15 protein-coding genes are annotated in these 16,174 nt (G+C 58.2%); 6 read left to right on the forward strand and 9 right to left on the reverse strand.

The features are described from left to right. Positions 1-55: 55 nt before the first annotated feature. The 5 genes from ACUN8C_RS12505 to fabV form a co-directional block, all read right to left on the reverse strand. Positions 56-253, reverse strand: a complete 198-nt coding sequence (locus ACUN8C_RS12505; RefSeq protein WP_445619516.1) for a hypothetical protein — start codon at positions 251-253, stop codon at positions 56-58. A gap of 138 nt (positions 254-391) precedes the next feature. Next, positions 392-844, reverse strand: coding sequence for an Ig-like domain-containing protein (locus ACUN8C_RS12510; protein ID WP_445619517.1), 453 nt, complete (start codon positions 842-844; stop codon positions 392-394). Then, entirely contained in the window at positions 841-3,921 is a 3,081-nt protein-coding gene (locus tag ACUN8C_RS12515) for a retention module-containing protein (protein ID WP_445619518.1), read from the reverse strand. Before ACUN8C_RS12515 ends, ACUN8C_RS12510 begins: the two co-directional genes overlap by 4 nt. Before the next feature lie 275 nt (positions 3,922-4,196). Beyond that, on the reverse strand, positions 4,197-4,871 hold the full coding sequence (locus ACUN8C_RS12520) for a DUF2959 domain-containing protein (protein WP_445619519.1): 675 nt from the start codon (positions 4,869-4,871) through the stop codon (positions 4,197-4,199). Between the two features lie 8 nt (positions 4,872-4,879). Then, the gene (gene fabV / locus ACUN8C_RS12525) at positions 4,880-6,079 is read right to left on the reverse strand and encodes an enoyl-ACP reductase FabV (protein WP_445621863.1); all 1,200 of its coding nucleotides are present in this window, start codon (positions 6,077-6,079) and stop codon (positions 4,880-4,882) included. A gap of 239 nt (positions 6,080-6,318) precedes the next feature. Here fabV and ACUN8C_RS12530 point away from each other — a divergent pair, with 239 nt between their 5' ends. Next, the gene (locus ACUN8C_RS12530; protein WP_445621864.1) at positions 6,319-6,723 is read left to right on the forward strand and encodes a DUF7079 family protein; all 405 of its coding nucleotides are present in this window, start codon (positions 6,319-6,321) and stop codon (positions 6,721-6,723) included. A 74-nt stretch (positions 6,724-6,797) separates the two neighbouring features. Here the strand turns inward: ACUN8C_RS12530 and ACUN8C_RS12535 are convergent, their stop codons facing one another. Further along, a complete protein-coding gene (locus tag ACUN8C_RS12535; RefSeq protein ID WP_445619520.1) occupies positions 6,798-9,188 on the reverse strand; it encodes a mechanosensitive ion channel domain-containing protein in 2,391 nt (796 codons plus the stop codon). A gap of 361 nt (positions 9,189-9,549) precedes the next feature. Here ACUN8C_RS12535 and ACUN8C_RS12540 point away from each other — a divergent pair, with 361 nt between their 5' ends. The 3 genes from ACUN8C_RS12540 (at position 9,550) to dgcA (ending at position 12,561) form a co-directional block, all read left to right on the forward strand. Continuing rightward, positions 9,550-10,446: a LysR family transcriptional regulator gene (locus tag ACUN8C_RS12540; protein WP_445619521.1), complete on the forward strand. Its 897-nt coding sequence runs from the start codon at positions 9,550-9,552 to the stop codon at positions 10,444-10,446. Positions 10,447-10,549: 103 nt separating this feature from the next. Beyond that, entirely contained in the window at positions 10,550-11,584 is a 1,035-nt protein-coding gene (dgcN, locus tag ACUN8C_RS12545; protein ID WP_445619522.1) for an N-acetyltransferase DgcN, read from the forward strand. After that, entirely contained in the window at positions 11,584-12,561 is a 978-nt protein-coding gene (gene dgcA / locus ACUN8C_RS12550; protein ID WP_445619523.1) for an N-acetyl-D-Glu racemase DgcA, read from the forward strand. Before dgcN ends, dgcA begins: the two co-directional genes overlap by 1 nt. Before the next feature lie 31 nt (positions 12,562-12,592). Here the strand turns inward: dgcA and ACUN8C_RS12555 are convergent, their stop codons facing one another. After that, a complete protein-coding gene (locus ACUN8C_RS12555; RefSeq protein WP_445619524.1) occupies positions 12,593-13,090 on the reverse strand; it encodes an NUDIX domain-containing protein in 498 nt (165 codons plus the stop codon). Between the two features lie 681 nt (positions 13,091-13,771). Between ACUN8C_RS12555 and ACUN8C_RS12560 the strand changes: the two genes are divergently transcribed. Together ACUN8C_RS12560 and ACUN8C_RS12565 are read left to right on the forward strand one after the other, a co-directional pair. Next, positions 13,772-14,116, forward strand: coding sequence for a DUF883 family protein (locus ACUN8C_RS12560; protein WP_445619525.1), 345 nt, complete (start codon positions 13,772-13,774; stop codon positions 14,114-14,116). A gap of 190 nt (positions 14,117-14,306) precedes the next feature. Beyond that, positions 14,307-14,717: a universal stress protein gene (locus tag ACUN8C_RS12565; RefSeq protein ID WP_445619526.1), complete on the forward strand. Its 411-nt coding sequence runs from the start codon at positions 14,307-14,309 to the stop codon at positions 14,715-14,717. Positions 14,718-14,778: 61 nt separating this feature from the next. On the opposite strand, the gene ACUN8C_RS12570 is transcribed toward ACUN8C_RS12565, so the two are convergent. Both ACUN8C_RS12570 and ACUN8C_RS12575 read right to left on the reverse strand, forming a co-directional pair. Continuing rightward, entirely contained in the window at positions 14,779-14,913 is a 135-nt protein-coding gene (locus ACUN8C_RS12570) for a hypothetical protein (RefSeq protein WP_257789417.1), read from the reverse strand. A 183-nt stretch (positions 14,914-15,096) separates the two neighbouring features. Further along, entirely contained in the window at positions 15,097-16,104 is a 1,008-nt protein-coding gene (locus tag ACUN8C_RS12575; protein ID WP_445619527.1) for an acyltransferase family protein, read from the reverse strand. Positions 16,105-16,174 lie beyond the last annotated feature (70 nt).

Consider the following 16,174-nt stretch of genomic DNA (forward strand, 5'->3'; position numbering starts at 1 on the left):
ATCGGCGTTTACCGCACCGTTGTAGGTCTGGTTGCCCACGGTCAGCGTGACGGTATCACCAGCGCCGCAAACTCGTCCGCACTGAAACGAAACGGACGCGTTGACCGAACCAGCGCCCCGAGTGCACCGGGATGTTCTCTGGCGATGTAATTTTCGACTCGTCGGCGTTGACGATGTTGTCGCCGGCGATGGTATCGAGCGTGATCGACAGCGCCGGCGGCGGTGGCCGAGTGTCGACGGTGTAATCGCGCAAGCTGGTGATCGGCAGCTGCCGGTGTAGCTCTGATCGCCGACGTTACCGGCCGCATCGGTGATGACTCATCGATTGACGATGTTGTCGCCGGCGGAGCGTGATCGACACGGTGTGACGAGTAGTTGGTGCCCTGCAACGTTAGCCAGCACCGATCGTGTTGCCAGCGGGTACGGCCACGCTGAACGCGCCGTTCTGACCCACGGTGGTGGTGTAACTCTGACCACCGACCGAGACGGTGACGGTGTCACCGGCCACGGCGTCCCCGCCGGCCTGGCCGGTGATGGCGACGTCCTGACCGGCTTCTGATGCGTTAAGAACGTCATCGCCCGCGATGGTATCGAGGCTGATGGTGACGACCGGCGCATCGGTATCGACGCTGTAGCTGACGGCGGTATTGGCCGAGCCAATATTACCGGCCGCGTCAATGTGACTGACACTCGCCTGCACGGCGTCATTGGCGGCAAGCTGCGAGCCCGGCACGTTAATCGAGAATGTGCCGCCGGCGTTCACGACGCCAGTGTAGTTCTGGTCGCCGACCGTCAGGGTGACGGTATCGCCCGCCGCAAACTCACCGCTGACCGACCCGGTCACCGGGATGTCTGACCGGACTCGTCGGCGTTGACGATGTTGTCGCCGGCGATCGTATCCAGCGTGATCGACAGCGCCGGCGGTGTGGTATCAACGGCGTAATCGCGACTGGTATCGGCACTGCCGGTATTGCCGGCGGCATCAACGTGACTGACCGAAGCCGACACAGTGTTGGTGCCCGCAGCGGCAAGCACACTGCCCGGCACCGCGACGTTGAACGCACCGTTCTGACCCACGATGGTGGTGTAGCTCTGACCGCCAACCGAGACGGTGACGGTGTCGCCAGCCACGGCGTCCCCGCCGGCCTGACCGGTGATGGCAACATCCTGATCGGCTTCCGTGGCGTTAACAACGTCATCGCCCGCGATGGTATCGAGGCTGATGGTGACGACCGGCGCAGCGGTATCGACGCTGTAGCTGGCCGCAGTATTGGCCGAGCCGATATTGCCGGCCACATCAGTGTGACTGACGGCAGCACTGATGGAGCTGTTCTGGGCCAGCTGGCTGCCCGGCACGTTGATCGAGAAGGTGCCGTCGGCATTTACCGCGCCGGTGTAGGTCTGATTGCCCACCGTCAGGGTGACGGTATCGCCCGCCACAAACTCGCCGCTGACCGAACCAGTTACCGGAATATCGAGCCCTGATTCCTCAGCGTTGACGATGTTGTCACCGGCCATGGTATCGAGCGTGATCGACAGCGCCGGCGGTGTGGTATCGACCGTGTAGTCACGTGTGGTGTCGGCACTGCCAGCATTACCAGCGGCATCGGTATGCGAAACAGAGGCACTGACGGTGCTGGTGCCTGCAGCGGCAAGCACACTGCCCGGCACCGCGACACTGAACGAACCGTTCTGCCCTACCGTGGTGGTATAGCTCTGACCACCGACCGAGACGGTGACGGTGTCACCCGCCACGGCATCACCGCCGGCCCGACCGGTGATGGCAACGTCCTGCCCGGCTTCTGTGGCATTAACCACGTCATCGCCCGCAATGGTGTCGAGGCTGATCGTGACGATCGGCGCAGCGGTATCGACGCTGTAACTGGCAGCAGTATTGGCCGAGCCGATATTACCGGCCGCATCGGTATGGCTAACGTTTGCTTGCACAGAATTATTGGCAGCAAGCTGCGAGCCCGGCACGTTAATCGAGAACGTGCCGCCGGCGTTCACGACGCCGGTATAACTCTGATCGCCGACCGTCAGGGTGACGGTATCACCGGCCGCAAACTCGCCCGAAACGGCACCCGTCACCGGGATGCTCTGACCGGCCTCGTCGGCATTGACGATGTTGTCGCCAGCGATCGCATCCAGCGCAATCGACAGGGCAGGTGGATTGGCATCCACCACATACTCACGCGAGGTCGTGGCACTACCGACGTTACCCGCGGCATCAGTGTGGCTAATGACAGCGATAACAGAGCTGCTTTGGGCCGCTGTCAGTGCACTACCGGGCACCGCAACGTTGAACCGAAAGTCCTGATCAACCGTTGAAGTGAATTGCGCCTCTCCAACCAGAATTGTGATCCGATCGCCAACGGCGGCGTCACCACCTACAACGCCTGTCAGTTCAATCGGCTGACGGGATTCTTCAGCACTGACAATGTCGTCAACGGCAATTGGATCAAGCTGAATGGTCGGCGATGGAGCGTCAAGATCGACACTGTAAGAACGGGTAGAGCTGGCAGTAACGCTGACATTTCCTTCCTCATGCGTCAGCGTCACGGTTGCCGAGGGATTATTGATCAGCAGTGAACCGGGTACCGAGATGGAAAACGACAGGTTGTCATCGAGCGTCGTTGAGTAGGTAGCCTCACCAATGGTGACGGTTATGGCATCACCAGCAGTGGCGTCTTCGCCACCCCACCCCGTCAACGCCACATCCCCCCGGGACTCTGTCTGATTAACAATATCGTCAATGGCGATGGCATCAAGCGCTACCGTAATAATAGGCGTTCTGGAAGGTGTGGTCGTGTCACCGCCATCGGTCGGATCGACCGGTGTGGTCGTACCACCGCCATCCGTCGGGTCAGTGGGCGTGGTCGTGCCATCGGTCGGATCGACCGGCGTGGTCGTACCATCGCCATCCGTTGGGTCAGTAGGTGTGGTCGTGCCATCGCCATCGGTCGGGTCGACCGGTGTGGTCGTACCACCGCCATCCGTTGGGTCAGTGGGCGTGGTCGTGCCATCGCCATCGGTCGGGTCGACCGGTGTGGTCGTACCACCGCCATCCGCTGGGTCAGTGGGCGTGGTCGTACCATCGCCATCGGTCGGGTCGACCGGTGTGGTCGTACCACCGCCATCCGTTGGGTCAGTGGGCGTGGTCGTACCATCGGTCGGATCGACCGGAATGGTCGTACCATCGTCATCCGTTGGGTCAGTGGGCGTGGTCGTGCCATCGCCATCGGTCGGGTCGACCGGTGTGGTCGTACCACCGCCATCCGTTGGGTCAGTGGGCGTGGTCGTATCGCTGCCATCAGCTGAATCAGTGGGCGTGGGCGGCTCGTCAGGCGTGGTCGTATTGCTGTCTGGAGCCGGAGTTGCAGGTGTGGCCGTGTCGCCGCTATCAACAGGAGCTGTCGCAGCATTGTCCGTTTCGGCGCTATTTGCAAAGCCGTTAAAGGTAGAGGGCGTGGTGCCGGCATCCTCGAAACTGGCGCTGTAACGGTATTCGGTCTGCTGCTGACGACCGCTGCGATCCACGTCAAAGGGCTGGGAGAATCCTCCTCCCTGAGAAGCGTCGCCACCGCCAGCGTCCGATGCAGCACCAGCACCAGCAGCCGGTGCCTGCTGTACCTGAGTAGGGTCCTGCCCGGCGGCAATGGCGGCCTGCAGCGCAGCAATTTCAGGGTCGACCCCTGCTGGTTGTTGCGCGACAAGCTCCGGTATGTTTCCGGTGCTGACCAGAGTGACGGGCTGACCGGCGCTCAGACTCAGGGCATTACCATCCGAAAGAATGATCCGTCCCCCGTCGGCTGCAACCAACACTGCATTTTCCGGCAATGCCATTCCCTGAATGACCGGTGTCCGTGGATCCAGTAACCAGACCACGCCATCAACGCGTGCAACCGTGTAAGCAGCCATAACGTTCGTCCCTTGTCCCGCCGTATTGCTGACAAATTTCAGCACCGGTGAATATATAGCGATCGTCGCCTTGTTTTAATCGTTGATTAACGAGCTTTCTACGCTTCAATCCTGTCTTTTAATTAATCCTATACGCCGTAAAAGTATCAGCCAGCAATAGTATTTATAAAGCTTTTCTAAACAATCAATCAGATCCTGGGCTAAGCAGCCAATTTTTCAGCATAAAAAAAGGCAGCCTGGGAGGCTGCCTTTTATGAGCGAAACGCCATTGGACATCAGTCCATGGGCGTCATGCCATCAATAAAACGGTTGGAGCGTTCGATCGAGGCCTGCATCTCGCGCCTTAGGGTGGCGATCTGCGTTTCAAGCTGATTGACCTCCCCTTTTAACGCACCGATGGCGCGCGCATTGAGGTTGTGCTTGAGAAACAGGACATTGTCATGCATGGCCGTCAGCACCGGCGGCATGGTGTCTTCCGCGCGGTGCATGGCATCAAGCATTTCACTGTAGCGCTGACGTGTCTGCTCAAGTTCCCGTTCGCTTTGTCGCCGGTAGGTCTGGTTCTGATATTGATCCAGCTCGCCTTCCCACTCACTGAAAAGCGCCTGCGCCACGCTTTCGATGGCATCGATACGCTGACTTACCCGTTCGGCCGCGGCCTGACTGCGCTCGTAATCGGATTCAAGCTCACCATAGGCACGGGACAGCTTGCTTTCGGGCACCGTCACCACGCTTTGATAGCGTTCGAGTGCCGAAGAAAACTGCTCATCGGCGTCCTGCTGGGCATCACGGGCAGCAACGACTCGATCTGACAGGATATCGCGCTTATGGACGCCGGCCTGCTCCATGACGTCGTAATAGGCGCTCTGGCAGCCGGATAGCAACAAGGAGGCCAGCAGCACCCCCGCGGGTGCCCATGTCGTTAAACGTGCATGTCGCAATACCGCCATAATGAGCCTCAGAGCTGTACCACGTCGAAATCGACTTTCGGATTGACGTCGGCATCATAGTCGACATCGTCACGGTCAAAGCCGAACAGCTTGAGGAACTCATGCTTGTAGCCGGCGTAGTCAGTCATCTCAAAGACGTTGTCACTGGTCACCTGTGGCCACAGCGCCTTGCATTCATCCTGCACGTCATCGCGAAGCTCGCGATCATCCAGACGCATGCGACCGGCGTCGTCCAGCGCCGGCAATTGCCGGGCAGCCAGATGCTCATGAAACAGGCGATTGAGCTGGTCGATCGTGCCTTCATGCAGGTTTTTCTCCTTCATGATGCGATAGACCATGGAAATATAAAGCGGCATGACCGGAATGGCGGCACTGGCCTGAGTGACCACGGACTTGAGCACGGCGACATTGGCGTGACCACCCTTCTGGCTCAGACGCGTATCGAGTGCCTGTGCGGCGCGATCCAGATCTTCCTTGGCCTTGCCCAGCGAGCCATGCCAGTAGATCGGCCAGGTGATTTCGGTGCCGATATAGCTGAAGGCGACCGTGCTGGCGCCCTCGGCCAGTACGCCGGCCTGATCGAGTGCATCGATCCAGAGCTCCCAGTCCTCGCCGCCCATGACGCGAATGGTATTGTCGATCTCTTCCTGTGAAGCAGGCTCGACCGAGGCTTCGATGATCTGGTCCTTGTTGGTATCCAGCGCCGTGGCCCGATAAGTATCACCGATCGGCTTGAGAGCCGATTTAACCACTTCTCCGCTGTCGGGCAGCTTGCGCACCGGTGACGCCAGCGAATAAACGACCAGGTCAATTTGCCCGCCCATGTCGTTTTTGATCATCTCGATGGCCTGATCACGCGTTTCATGAGCGAAGGCGTCACCGTTGATCGAGCGGCTGTAGAGCCCCTCCTCTTTGGCCAGCCGGTCAAAGGCTGCCGAGTTGTACCAGCCGGCCGACCCCGGACGGATCTCGGTACCCGGCTTTTCAAAGAACACACCCAGCGTATCGGCACCACATCCGAAGGCAGCCGTAATCCGCGCCGACAGGCCATAACCGGTCGATGCCCCGATCACCAGTACCTTTTTGGGGCCACCTTCAATGGTGCCGCGAGCGCGCGTAATCTCGATCTGCTCGCGCACGTTCTGCTCGCAGCCGACCGGATGGGTTGTCGTACAGATAAAACCGCGAACCTTGGGATGGATAACCACACTCACCTCTCTTGCCAGAATAGAAACGAACGACATTTCAACCGATGAAATGCCCTCCAGAAATGCTGCGTCAATGACGGCCGGACAATTGAATGTCCTGCGATACTCAAAATTGAGTCATGGCGGCCTGGCGCGTATTTTACCGGGTACGGGCGCAGGTGTCCGCACAAGCCGGGACCAATGTCCCTGAACCGCTTCAATATTGCAGGGTGAAAACGGTGTCATCTTCTCATGACAACATGAATGACCCCCAGCGTCTGCTCGATCATCGTCGTGATCTCTGGATGGCGCTGGCACCGCTGTGGCTGGATCGCGAGCCGGGTGAGCGTGACTACGCCAACATGGCGGATGTCATCGAGCAATATGACTTCACCACCGACGAGCTTGAGCGCATCTATCGCGTCGAGATGTCGCCGGTACTGGTTCGCCATCAGGTCTCGCTGGCCGGGGAGTGGCGATCCTTTGATGAAGACCAGCTGCTTCGCCAGCTGACCTTTCACGTCTGGAAGCTGACCCGGTGGCGCCGGGGTTTCTGGCTGCTTTTTTCCGGATTGACCACCATGATGACGCGCCATCGCTACAACATGCTCATGGACGTCGTGCTCACCCGACGCAGAACGCGCGATGCCACCCAAGATGATTGATCTGCACGCCTGAAGCGTCCATGAAAAAGGGGCATCCGCTGGATGCCCCCTTCGTTGCTGACGATCACGTTGGTTTAACGATCCACGTCGTTGTCGCCCTCGCCTTCGTCATTATCCTCATCCGGCAGCTTTTCACTTTCTTTCAGACGATTGCGCTCTGACTGCCCTGAAGAAACGGTTTTGGCGCCCTTGCGTGAGGGAGTCTGGCCTGCCGCACCGGCCTGGCCTTCTTCCACCACATACTCGTCGAGCACGTGAACGTTGGCCGGCGGAGCGCCACCGTTCTTGTCCTGACCGAAGTAGAGCGTGGTATGCGGATAGGGAATCTCGATACCGGCTGCATCGAAATGCTTTTTGACCAGACGATTGAACTCACGACCGACGCCCCACTGGCTGCCGGGCTTTGTCTTGATCATGATACGAATGTTGACCGAGCTGTCCGCCAGCGAGACCACACCGGGCACCGCCATGTCCTCAATGACGTTGGCGGCCTGATCAGGATTGTCCATGAGCTCGGCAAAGGCCTCGCGCAGATGGTGAATGGCGTTATCCACGTCTTCACGATAGGCAATGCCGTACTCACCCACGTGGTAGGCAAAGTCGCGCATGTAGTTGGAGACCGTATCGACCGACGAGAAGGGAATCACGTGGAAGGTACCATCCAGTGTGCGCAGCCCTACCGAACGAATGGTGATCTTTTCGGCCGTACCGGTCAGACCTGCCACGCCCACGACATCACCGGTATTCATGGCGTTTTCCAGCTGAATGAACACCCCGGTAATGATGTCCTGCACCAGTTTCTGAGCACCGAAGCCGATGGCCAGACCGATCACACCGGCACCGGCAATCAGCGGCCCGATATTGATACCGATCTGCGAGAGTACGATCAGCAATGTCATGGTCACGATCAGAATCAGGATCGCATTGCGAAACAGTGACAGCAGGGTCTTCTCACGAGCGCTCGGCGCGGAAGCCGCACTCAGACGATGCTCGATAAAGCTGGCTACCACTGTCCAGATCAGCGTGGCAAAAAGAAGAATAATCGCGACATGCACGATCATGCCGATGGTTTCACTACCGCTGTCCGAGGCAAGCCAGCCCGGCAGGTCAAAGGCATGCCAGGCATCCAGTATGACCAGCACCACGAAGATACCCAAAAGGATACGCAGCCCCCTGAGCGCCTTGGGCACATAGGAGTTGACGCGCACTTCAAGCATCGGAAGGCGTTCACGCAGACTCTCGGAGAGGTGGATACGGCGCGCCAGCGCAATGGTGAGAATCGAGGAGATCAAAACACCGATCCCGACCGCCAGCAGGGTCTGCACGGTGGCATGTGCCATAAAGGGCAGTGCCTGTGCCGGCTGCACCTGACTGACCACCAGCAAGACGGTGAAATAGCCCAGCGCAAACAAATACCAGGTGCGGCCGAGAATACGCAGCAGGGTGCTGAAAAAGGCAAAGCTGGTTTCATCTGCCCGGGCATTGAGATTGTCGCGCAGCGTCTTGCGGTTTTTCAGGATCACCCGCACGGCATAGATGTAGACGCCAATCATGGTAAGCAGACTGACGATCTGCCCGGCTGCCGGTGACAGCATGGCATTGACCATGGGTACGGCCACCATCAGTCCGTAGCCGGTGATACCCACCACACGCGCCAGCCAGCGGTTCCAGTACGATGCCGTCTCGCTCGACATCGCAAAAAGGCGCAGCGAATCATAGCGCGTGGAAAACACCATCCTGATCAATGCCTTGACGATTTCGACGATCACGAAGGCGTTGATAAAAAGCGATTCAGCCCGACCGATTTCTCCAGCCTCGCCGGCGAAGAACAGGCTGACCACATAACCCACGGCCCCCGCCAGCACGATCACGACGACATCGATCAAAAGCGCGCCGACGACAGCACCCCAGCGCCGTAAAAGAGCACCGGCAGCCTGTTTTTGTTCCCTTTCATCGAGCGTCTGCTGAACGTCTTCGCCTTCACCCAATTCGATCGGCGGCGCCGAGGACGGCGCCGGCTTGCTGGCCACCCAATCATTGATACGACGATAGATGCGCGATACCAGCATTCGGAAAACATAAAAGGCGGCTACCGTCGAGACCACCGCAATCCCAAAGGCGAGCAGAATACCGCCCCATAGTGACCAGGGAAGGCCGGCCCCTTCACCATCCCCGGCAGTGCGGAAGGAAGCGATGGCATTGGTCACATCCTCGGCGACGCCCTGGGCAAAGCCCTGCGTTATCTCGGCAATGCGTCCGCCCAGAGACTGCTCCTGAACCGGTACACCGGCGGCACCGGATTTCTGAGCAGCTTCAGAAGACGGCGACTCACCCTGCGCAATACTGCGCAGCTGCGAGATCATCTCGTTACGCGTCTGCTCGTTTTCAAGCAGATCCGCCAGCGCCGCATAAGAAGGTTGCCCGGATGCCTGCGAAGCGGCCTCCTGCGTTTGGGGCTCTGCCATTGCGGCAACCGGGACAGTGCACAGCAAAAGCACCATCAGGGGCAGCCGAAGCCAGTGAAACAGCCTCTTTAAAGCCACATGTATTCTCCATGGTCGAATCAGGTAGGTACCGCTGGGCTCGAAAACCCCTTTGCGGCGCACAAGCTTTCATAACCTGGTACAAAAGGCCAGTGCTTTCAAAACGCGGACAAGAGTCTATCGTTCTGGCCTGTTTGTCACCAGCGTATGGGAGGCAGCCCCCTGCAAGCGCCAGTGCGAGAAGCCCTAGGGCGAACATTTACTCGTCCGCCCCAGGGGGGATGATGCATGAGCAACTGACAGCGGTCATCATGGCCAAATCCGTTACCACCGTGGCCCCAACATGAAACTGCGTCATATCGAAGTCTTTCATGCCCTGATCAGCTGTGGCAGCGTCAGCGCTGCCGCCCGGCGACTCAATGTCTCCCAGCCCAACGTGACGCGCACGCTGGCGCACGCCGAAACCACGCTGGGCGTTCGTCTGTTCGAGCGCCATCCGCGTGGGCTGACCCCAACGCCGGAAGCCCTCCGACTGTGGCCGGCCATCGAGGCGGCGGTCAAACAACTGGATGTGGTGGATCAGCTGGGGCGTCAGCTTTCCCATGGCGTGGACCAGCACTTGCGCCTGGGGGCCTCCCATGCGCCAGGCCATCTGGTCATGCCGAGTGCCCTGATCGCCCTTCAACGCCAGCTGCCGGCGCTGAGCATTGAGCTGGTCACCTCACACTTTTCCACCCTGTGCGATGAACTGCTTGCGCATCGGCTGGACATGGCACTGGCATTTGAGCAGCCGGCACCGGAAGGCATCGAGTGCGAGCATCTGATGCGTGCGCCCATGAAGGCGCTTCTGCCACCGGAGATGAGCGCGCCGGCCCATTTAACGCTTGAATGGCTCAATGCCCACGGCCTGATTCTGATGCCGGAAGATGACCCCCTGGGCGCCCTGCTGGGCCAGGCCCTCAGGGCTGAGGGGCTTGCTCCGACAGCGCGACTGCGGGTCAAGACCTATAGCGTGATTGCCGAGCTGGTCATTGCCGGCGGCGGCACGGGCATCGTGGATCCTTTCACGGCCGAGCGTTATCGCGACCGGCTTCAGGTATTGCCACTGGCCCCCGCTCTGGACATGAATGTGGCCCTGTTAAAGGCGCGCCATGTGCCTCAGCCTCACGCCGCCCATCAACTACGAACGCTTTTGATCGACCAGCTCTCGCTTCATGCCCGGCGCTGGCAGACAAATTAGCCATCAGGTATACGCAATGGTTATACCGAAGCGACAAAACAGTATTCGAAGCTATGGCGATTGTCGTCGACACTGACACGATTCCCATTTTTCGGAGCCAGTGATGACAAGTCAGCCCTACCGCCCTGCCGATATTGTTTCACCCTACCTGCTGTTTCTGGGCGACATCGAAGACAGCGTATCGGCCAAAATGGCGCGCGCCGTAGTGATCTGGCGTCCTGAAAAGGCCGTCGGTCAGCTGCGCATGACCGAGCAGACCACCAGCGTTGGCATCGAGGATCTGAGCATCGAGGAAGCGGTTGCTCGTGGTGCACGCACACTGGTCATTGGCGTGGCCAACTCGGGCGGCAAACTGCCGGCACACTGGCGTAATGTCATCTGTCAGGCCATCGAACACGGTATGGACGTGGCCAGCGGCATGCATCAGCGCCTTGATGCCATTGAAGGGGTGGCAGCGCTTGCACGCGAGCATGGGGCCACACTTCATGACATCCGTCACAGCCACCCGCCGCTGGAGGTGGGCACCGGCGAACCCCGTAGCGGCAAGCGCATACTGACCGTCGGCACCGACTGTTCGCTGGGCAAGATGTTCAGCTCACTGGCCCTGCAGCGTGGGCTTGAAAACGCCGGACTCAAGGCACGCTTTCGTGCCACCGGGCAGTGCGGCGTGCTGGTGGCCGGTGAAGGCGTGGCCATCGATGCCGTCATTGCCGATTTCATTTCCGGTGCCGTGGAGTGGCTCAGTCCGGCCGGTGACGACGATCAGTGGGATGTCATCGAGGGTCAGGGCTCACTGTTTCATCCGGCCTATGCCGGCGTCAGTCTCGGCCTGCTACACGGGGCCCAGCCCGACTACATCGTGATGTGCCATGAACTGGGCCGACCTCATATGCGCCACCTGCCCAATCGTCCCATGCCTGATATGGCCGAATGTATCGATGCCAACCTGAGGGCGGCTCGAGTGACCAACCCCGACGTGAAGCTCGCCGGTTTTTCCGTCAACACCTCTCAGGTAGATGAAGAGACCGCCAGACGCGAGCTTTCGTCATTGAGCCAGCAGTTTGGCGTCCCGGCCACCGACCCCATCCGCTTTGGCATCGAACCGCTGGTCGCCGCCTTTACGACAGGAGCCATGTAATGCGTACGCTCAAGCGCTACACCCAGACATGGCAGCTGGATCGGCCGTTCGTGATTGCTCGTGGTGCCAGTACTTCGATCGAGGTGATCCGTGTCGAGATCCATCAGGACGGGTATGTCGGTACAGGAGAAAGCAAGCCGATCCCACGCTATGGCCACAGCGCAGAGTCGGTCATGGAAGAGATCGATGAAGTATCGCTGGCCATCGAACAGGGTATTGATCGCAAGGCACTGCTTGAGCGCCTGCCGGCGGGACCTGCACGCAATGCGCTGGACTGCGCCCTGTGGTCACTGGAGTGCGCCATGGAAGGCACGACGCCGACGGCACGCCTTGGCCCGCCAATGGGGCGGGAAATCGTCACGGCCCACACCATTTCCATCGCCACACCGGAAGAGATGGCCGAGGCGGCCCGTCAGGAACTGGCACAGGGCGCTCAGCTTTTGAAGATCAAGCTCAACGATGAACTGGTCGTCGAGCGGGTGCGTGCCGTGCGGGACGCAGCTCCGAACGTGCGCATCATCATTGATGCCAACGAATCATGGTCACCGGAAAATGTGGAAAACTACTGTCAGGCACTGGCACAGCTCGATGTCGAAATGATCGAGCAGCCCTTGCCTGCTGGAGAGGATGGCGTGCTGGCCGACTTTGCCCACCCGGTGGCGCTGTGCGCCGATGAAAGCTGCCATACCCGGGAGGATATCGCCCTGCTGAGTGACCGCTACGAGATGATCAATATCAAGCTCGACAAGAGCGGCGGCCTGACCGAAGCCCTGGCCATGATAGAAGAAGCTCGCCAGCATGATATGGCCATCATGGTGGGCTGCATGCTGGGCACTTCCATGGCCATGCGCGCAGCCCTGCCGGTCGCCGCCCACGCCGCCATCGTCGATCTGGATGGCCCGATCTGGCTGTCAGGTGATGATATTCCGGCGCTCGACTATCGCAATGGCTGGGTGAGAGAAGCATACCAGACCTGATGGCGCATGATGCCTGCCTTCGGGCAGGCATTTATGGCCAAAATCCCTGATCAACAAGGGCTTTCAGGGCCCGGCGTGAATCAGGCGTGGCATCTTCGACCGCCAGCGCTTCACTCAGCGTCAGCCACTCGATGCCTGCCACTTCACTGGGCTGAAGCGTCATGGGTTGATCGTGATAACGCGCCAGAAAAACACTGCCAAAGGCATTCATGCCGTCTTCAAAATGAAGTTTCAGGCAGTAGTTCAGCGCCAGTAACAGCCCCAGCTCCTCCTGAAGCTCCCGACGCGCAGCGCAAGCCATGGATTCGCCGGCATCGACTACCCCACCGGCACAAAGGTCGCGATAGCCCGGAAAGATGTCCTTCCAGGGTGTGCGGTGCTGCACGCAAAGCCTGTCATGTTGATCGACGACAAAAATGTAGACCGCGCGATGCCACATCTGTAACCGGCGCATATCACATCGACGTGCACTACCCACGGGCCGGTTCAGGGCATCCACAATCTGGACACGTACACGTGATGATCCCATGACAGCGCTCTCCGAGAATAAAGCGAACAATGTTACGCCTGACCATCGCTGATTCGAAGACCGCCTCTCTCACTATTATGCCACCACGATATGAGACTCGGAGCGCCTGCGGCCCAAAACGCGGGCATAAAAAAAGGCTTCGATTAACGAAGCCAGCCAGAAGCCATGATGTCAAAGCGATATCAGGATAAAACGAGAGACACGATGACAGGACATCATCGGCAGGGGGCATCAGTGGCAGCATCAGGCGCCATCCATGGCGTCTTCAACCACTTTTCCTTCCTGGAAAATCCTGCTCCTGATGAGGCGAAAGCGTCCTGCCTTCTGTCTGCATCCTTGCGGTGTAAGGATGGTAACACTAGTAGAACTGTTGTCCATATTTTTCAAACAAAATCGGTTTCTTAATTTTCAAAACTCATGCGAAGTTAAAAAAAACCGCTTTCCTGTGCAGCAGTTATACAAGGTATGACAGTCTGTTATCAGCATCATGAAGACCAGGTTAAGTGTTTTGATCTGAACTACGCTTGGGTACAGTGTCCAATCAGGTAGCGCAGGTCACGACAACCGCGACTGGCGTTGCATAAACCAGAAAGACACCCACGTTTTCAGTTACCTATACTGACCAGAGCACGTCCGGTAGTGACCTGAAACAAGCCTGAGCACGTCAACGGAGGACATCAGATGGGCATTTTTTCATCCAGCGATAACCGAGCCACTCGTCGACTCAAGGATTACGAAAAGGAGCTGAACAAGCGTGGCGCGCGCGCACTAGCGCGTTATGAAGATGATCTTGATTCAGCGGGTCAAAAGGTACGCAGTCGTCTCAAGGGGGCCGGTGATCAACTGGGTCAACGCTGGCACCAGACTCGTGACCGGGTGGAAGATGAAGGACACCGTGCCTGGGAACTGACCGAAGAAGGTGCGCGCGACCTGGACCGCCACGTGCATGAAAATGCCTGGAGCTATATTGGCGCAGGCGCTGCCATTGGCGTGGTCGCCGGTCTTTTGCTGGGTCGTCGATTCTGATTGGTGACGTCCCCTGTACGCCCGCTCCTTCAGGTGCGGGCGTTTTAGTATCTGCCCTTCTCATCCCGGCTTTTCCCCTGCCCATTCCATGAGCATGACGGCAAATCTTCCATGACAGACACGGTTTCAGTTTTATACTTGTGAAGCACGTGATGACAGTGACATGACACGGACAACAGGAGGCCAATTGATGTATCGCACAATTCTCGTACCACTGGATGGATCCGGGAATGCCAACAAGGCACTGGACATCGCCGCGCATCTGGCGCGCGCCAACCATGCCAGACTCTATCTGCTACACGTGCCGGTCATTACCGAACAGGATGACGACCCCCTGGTAACGAGCGCTTCGCAAAACGATGCTGCCGTACAGCTGATCCAGACAGCGCTTGAGACCATTGACGTTTCAGACATTGATACCAGCATTCTTGTTCGCAAGGGCGCCCCTGCAGAGGTGATTGAGCGTGAAGCGCACCGACTGGACGCCGATGTCATTGTCATGGGCTACAAGGGGCTGGGCAGAACATCAAACGAGAAAGGTGGCAGCGTTTCCGCAGCGGTCAACCATCGCGCTGCCTGTCGTGTTGTTACGGTCAGGTAAAGTGCCATAGCCCACACATGTCGTTGCGACATGTCGGGCATTTAGTACTGCGGTGCTTCCTTCAGTGCCGAGAGCGTTTTTCCTCGCGCCAGCGCCGCAGTATCTTGAAAAGCACCATGACCAGCAGCGGGAAGAATAAAAGCGTCAGGATTGCGCCTGTCGTAATAAAGAAAAAGTGCAGTACGCCCTCGCTCATGAGTACTCCCGTTCAGGCCCTGAAAGACATGGTCGGAATATCTCCCCGGCCACATGAATGCCGACATTCTAGGGGCTTTCAGGGTTCGTTGCACTTGTCGGCAGAGGCTGATCTTTTGGCGGGAAAGCACATGACCGGCTCAAGGCCGGTCATGCAATCAGTCAAATCATCTTCAGCACCCTGTTAACGAGCGACGCTCGCACTGCCGAGGCGCGCTTCGGATCGGTCGGCTTTTTTGCGATTGATCAATACATTGGCAGTAAACAGTAATGATACCAGCTTGCTGCGGTTATTCATGACCGCTGCCAGTGAGCTGACGGCCAGTACGCCCAGGAAGTAGATCGGAAAGACCATATCCGGATTGCCGTGTACCACTCGAGCAAGCACCACGGGCGCCACCCAGGTCACCGGGAAATGCACGAGAAAAAGCACCAGAGAATTACGACCGAACCACTCAAAGGGACGCAGTACCGGAGCTACCCATTTAAAGGTGACAAGACGCAGCAGTACCAGGGTCATCGCCAGTGCCAGCACCATGGAAATGGGCTGATAGGCGCCACCGGTGGCCACAAGACCGTGATAGGCCATGACATACCAAGTCACCAGACCCGCCAGCGCCAGAACAGCGAGCCAGCTGGTACGCTCGATAAAATGCTTGAAGGCCTGCAGATGATAGCCCAGCACACCACCGAGAATGAAAAACGGCAGGTGAAATATAAAGCGGTCGAACTCGGTATCCTTCAGGACCAGGTAGAGCGCCAGCGATCCCAGAATGGAAACACTCCAATGTAACCTGAGAACAAAATAGGCAATAACGTAATAAAAAAAGATGTAATAAATAAACCACAGATAGGCCATGGGCTCAAAAAACAGCGAATGCCAGAAATCGACGACAGGCTTGCCGTTAAAATGCGCTCTATATATAAAAAGGCCGTAGGAAATGATTGACCAGATCACATAGGGATAAAGAATCCCCGACATCTTGCCCTTGAAGTAACGATCGGCACCCTTGCGCATGGAGCCCGCCACCAGCAAGCCCGAGAGCAGCATCAGTGCCGGCATTCTGAACGGTGAAAAATAACCGTTGATCTGGGTAAAGATGGGATCAAGGTCATCAAACTTGAGCGCCATTGAATCGGCACTGTGTAGATAAACCACCATGGTAATGGCAAGCCCTCTCAGGGCATCCATCCACGTTATACGACCCCTTCCCGGAGTTGCTGAAACATTTTCTCTGGCCATTACCGGACCCTCTGTCAGA

This window comes from Kushneria sp. Sum13, from assembly GCF_052692355.1.

Bases quoted from the DNA above. Each gene is read 5' to 3' on its own strand.
- ACUN8C_RS12575 (WP_445619527.1), bottom strand. From the start codon at position 16,104: ATGGATGCCCTGAGAGGGCTTGCCATTACCATGGTGGTTTATCTACAC.
- ACUN8C_RS12560 (WP_445619525.1), top strand. From the start codon at position 13,772: ATGGGCATTTTTTCATCCAGCGATAACCGAGCCACTCGTCGACTCAAG.
- dgcN (WP_445619522.1), top strand. From the start codon at position 10,550: ATGACAAGTCAGCCCTACCGCCCTGCCGATATTGTTTCACCCTACCTG.
- dgcA (WP_445619523.1), top strand. From the start codon at position 11,584: ATGCGTACGCTCAAGCGCTACACCCAGACATGGCAGCTGGATCGGCCG.
- ACUN8C_RS12540 (WP_445619521.1), top strand. From the start codon at position 9,550: ATGAAACTGCGTCATATCGAAGTCTTTCATGCCCTGATCAGCTGTGGC.
- ACUN8C_RS12515 (WP_445619518.1), bottom strand. From the start codon at position 3,921: ATGGCTGCTTACACGGTTGCACGCGTTGATGGCGTGGTCTGGTTACTG.
- ACUN8C_RS12565 (WP_445619526.1), top strand. From the start codon at position 14,307: ATGTATCGCACAATTCTCGTACCACTGGATGGATCCGGGAATGCCAAC.
- ACUN8C_RS12570 (WP_257789417.1), bottom strand. From the start codon at position 14,913: ATGAGCGAGGGCGTACTGCACTTTTTCTTTATTACGACAGGCGCAATC.
- ACUN8C_RS12520 (WP_445619519.1), bottom strand. From the start codon at position 4,871: ATGGCGGTATTGCGACATGCACGTTTAACGACATGGGCACCCGCGGGG.
- ACUN8C_RS12530 (WP_445621864.1), top strand. From the start codon at position 6,319: ATGAATGACCCCCAGCGTCTGCTCGATCATCGTCGTGATCTCTGGATG.
- ACUN8C_RS12535 (WP_445619520.1), bottom strand. From the start codon at position 9,188: ATGGCAGAGCCCCAAACGCAGGAGGCCGCTTCGCAGGCATCCGGGCAA.
- ACUN8C_RS12555 (WP_445619524.1), bottom strand. From the start codon at position 13,090: ATGGGATCATCACGTGTACGTGTCCAGATTGTGGATGCCCTGAACCGG.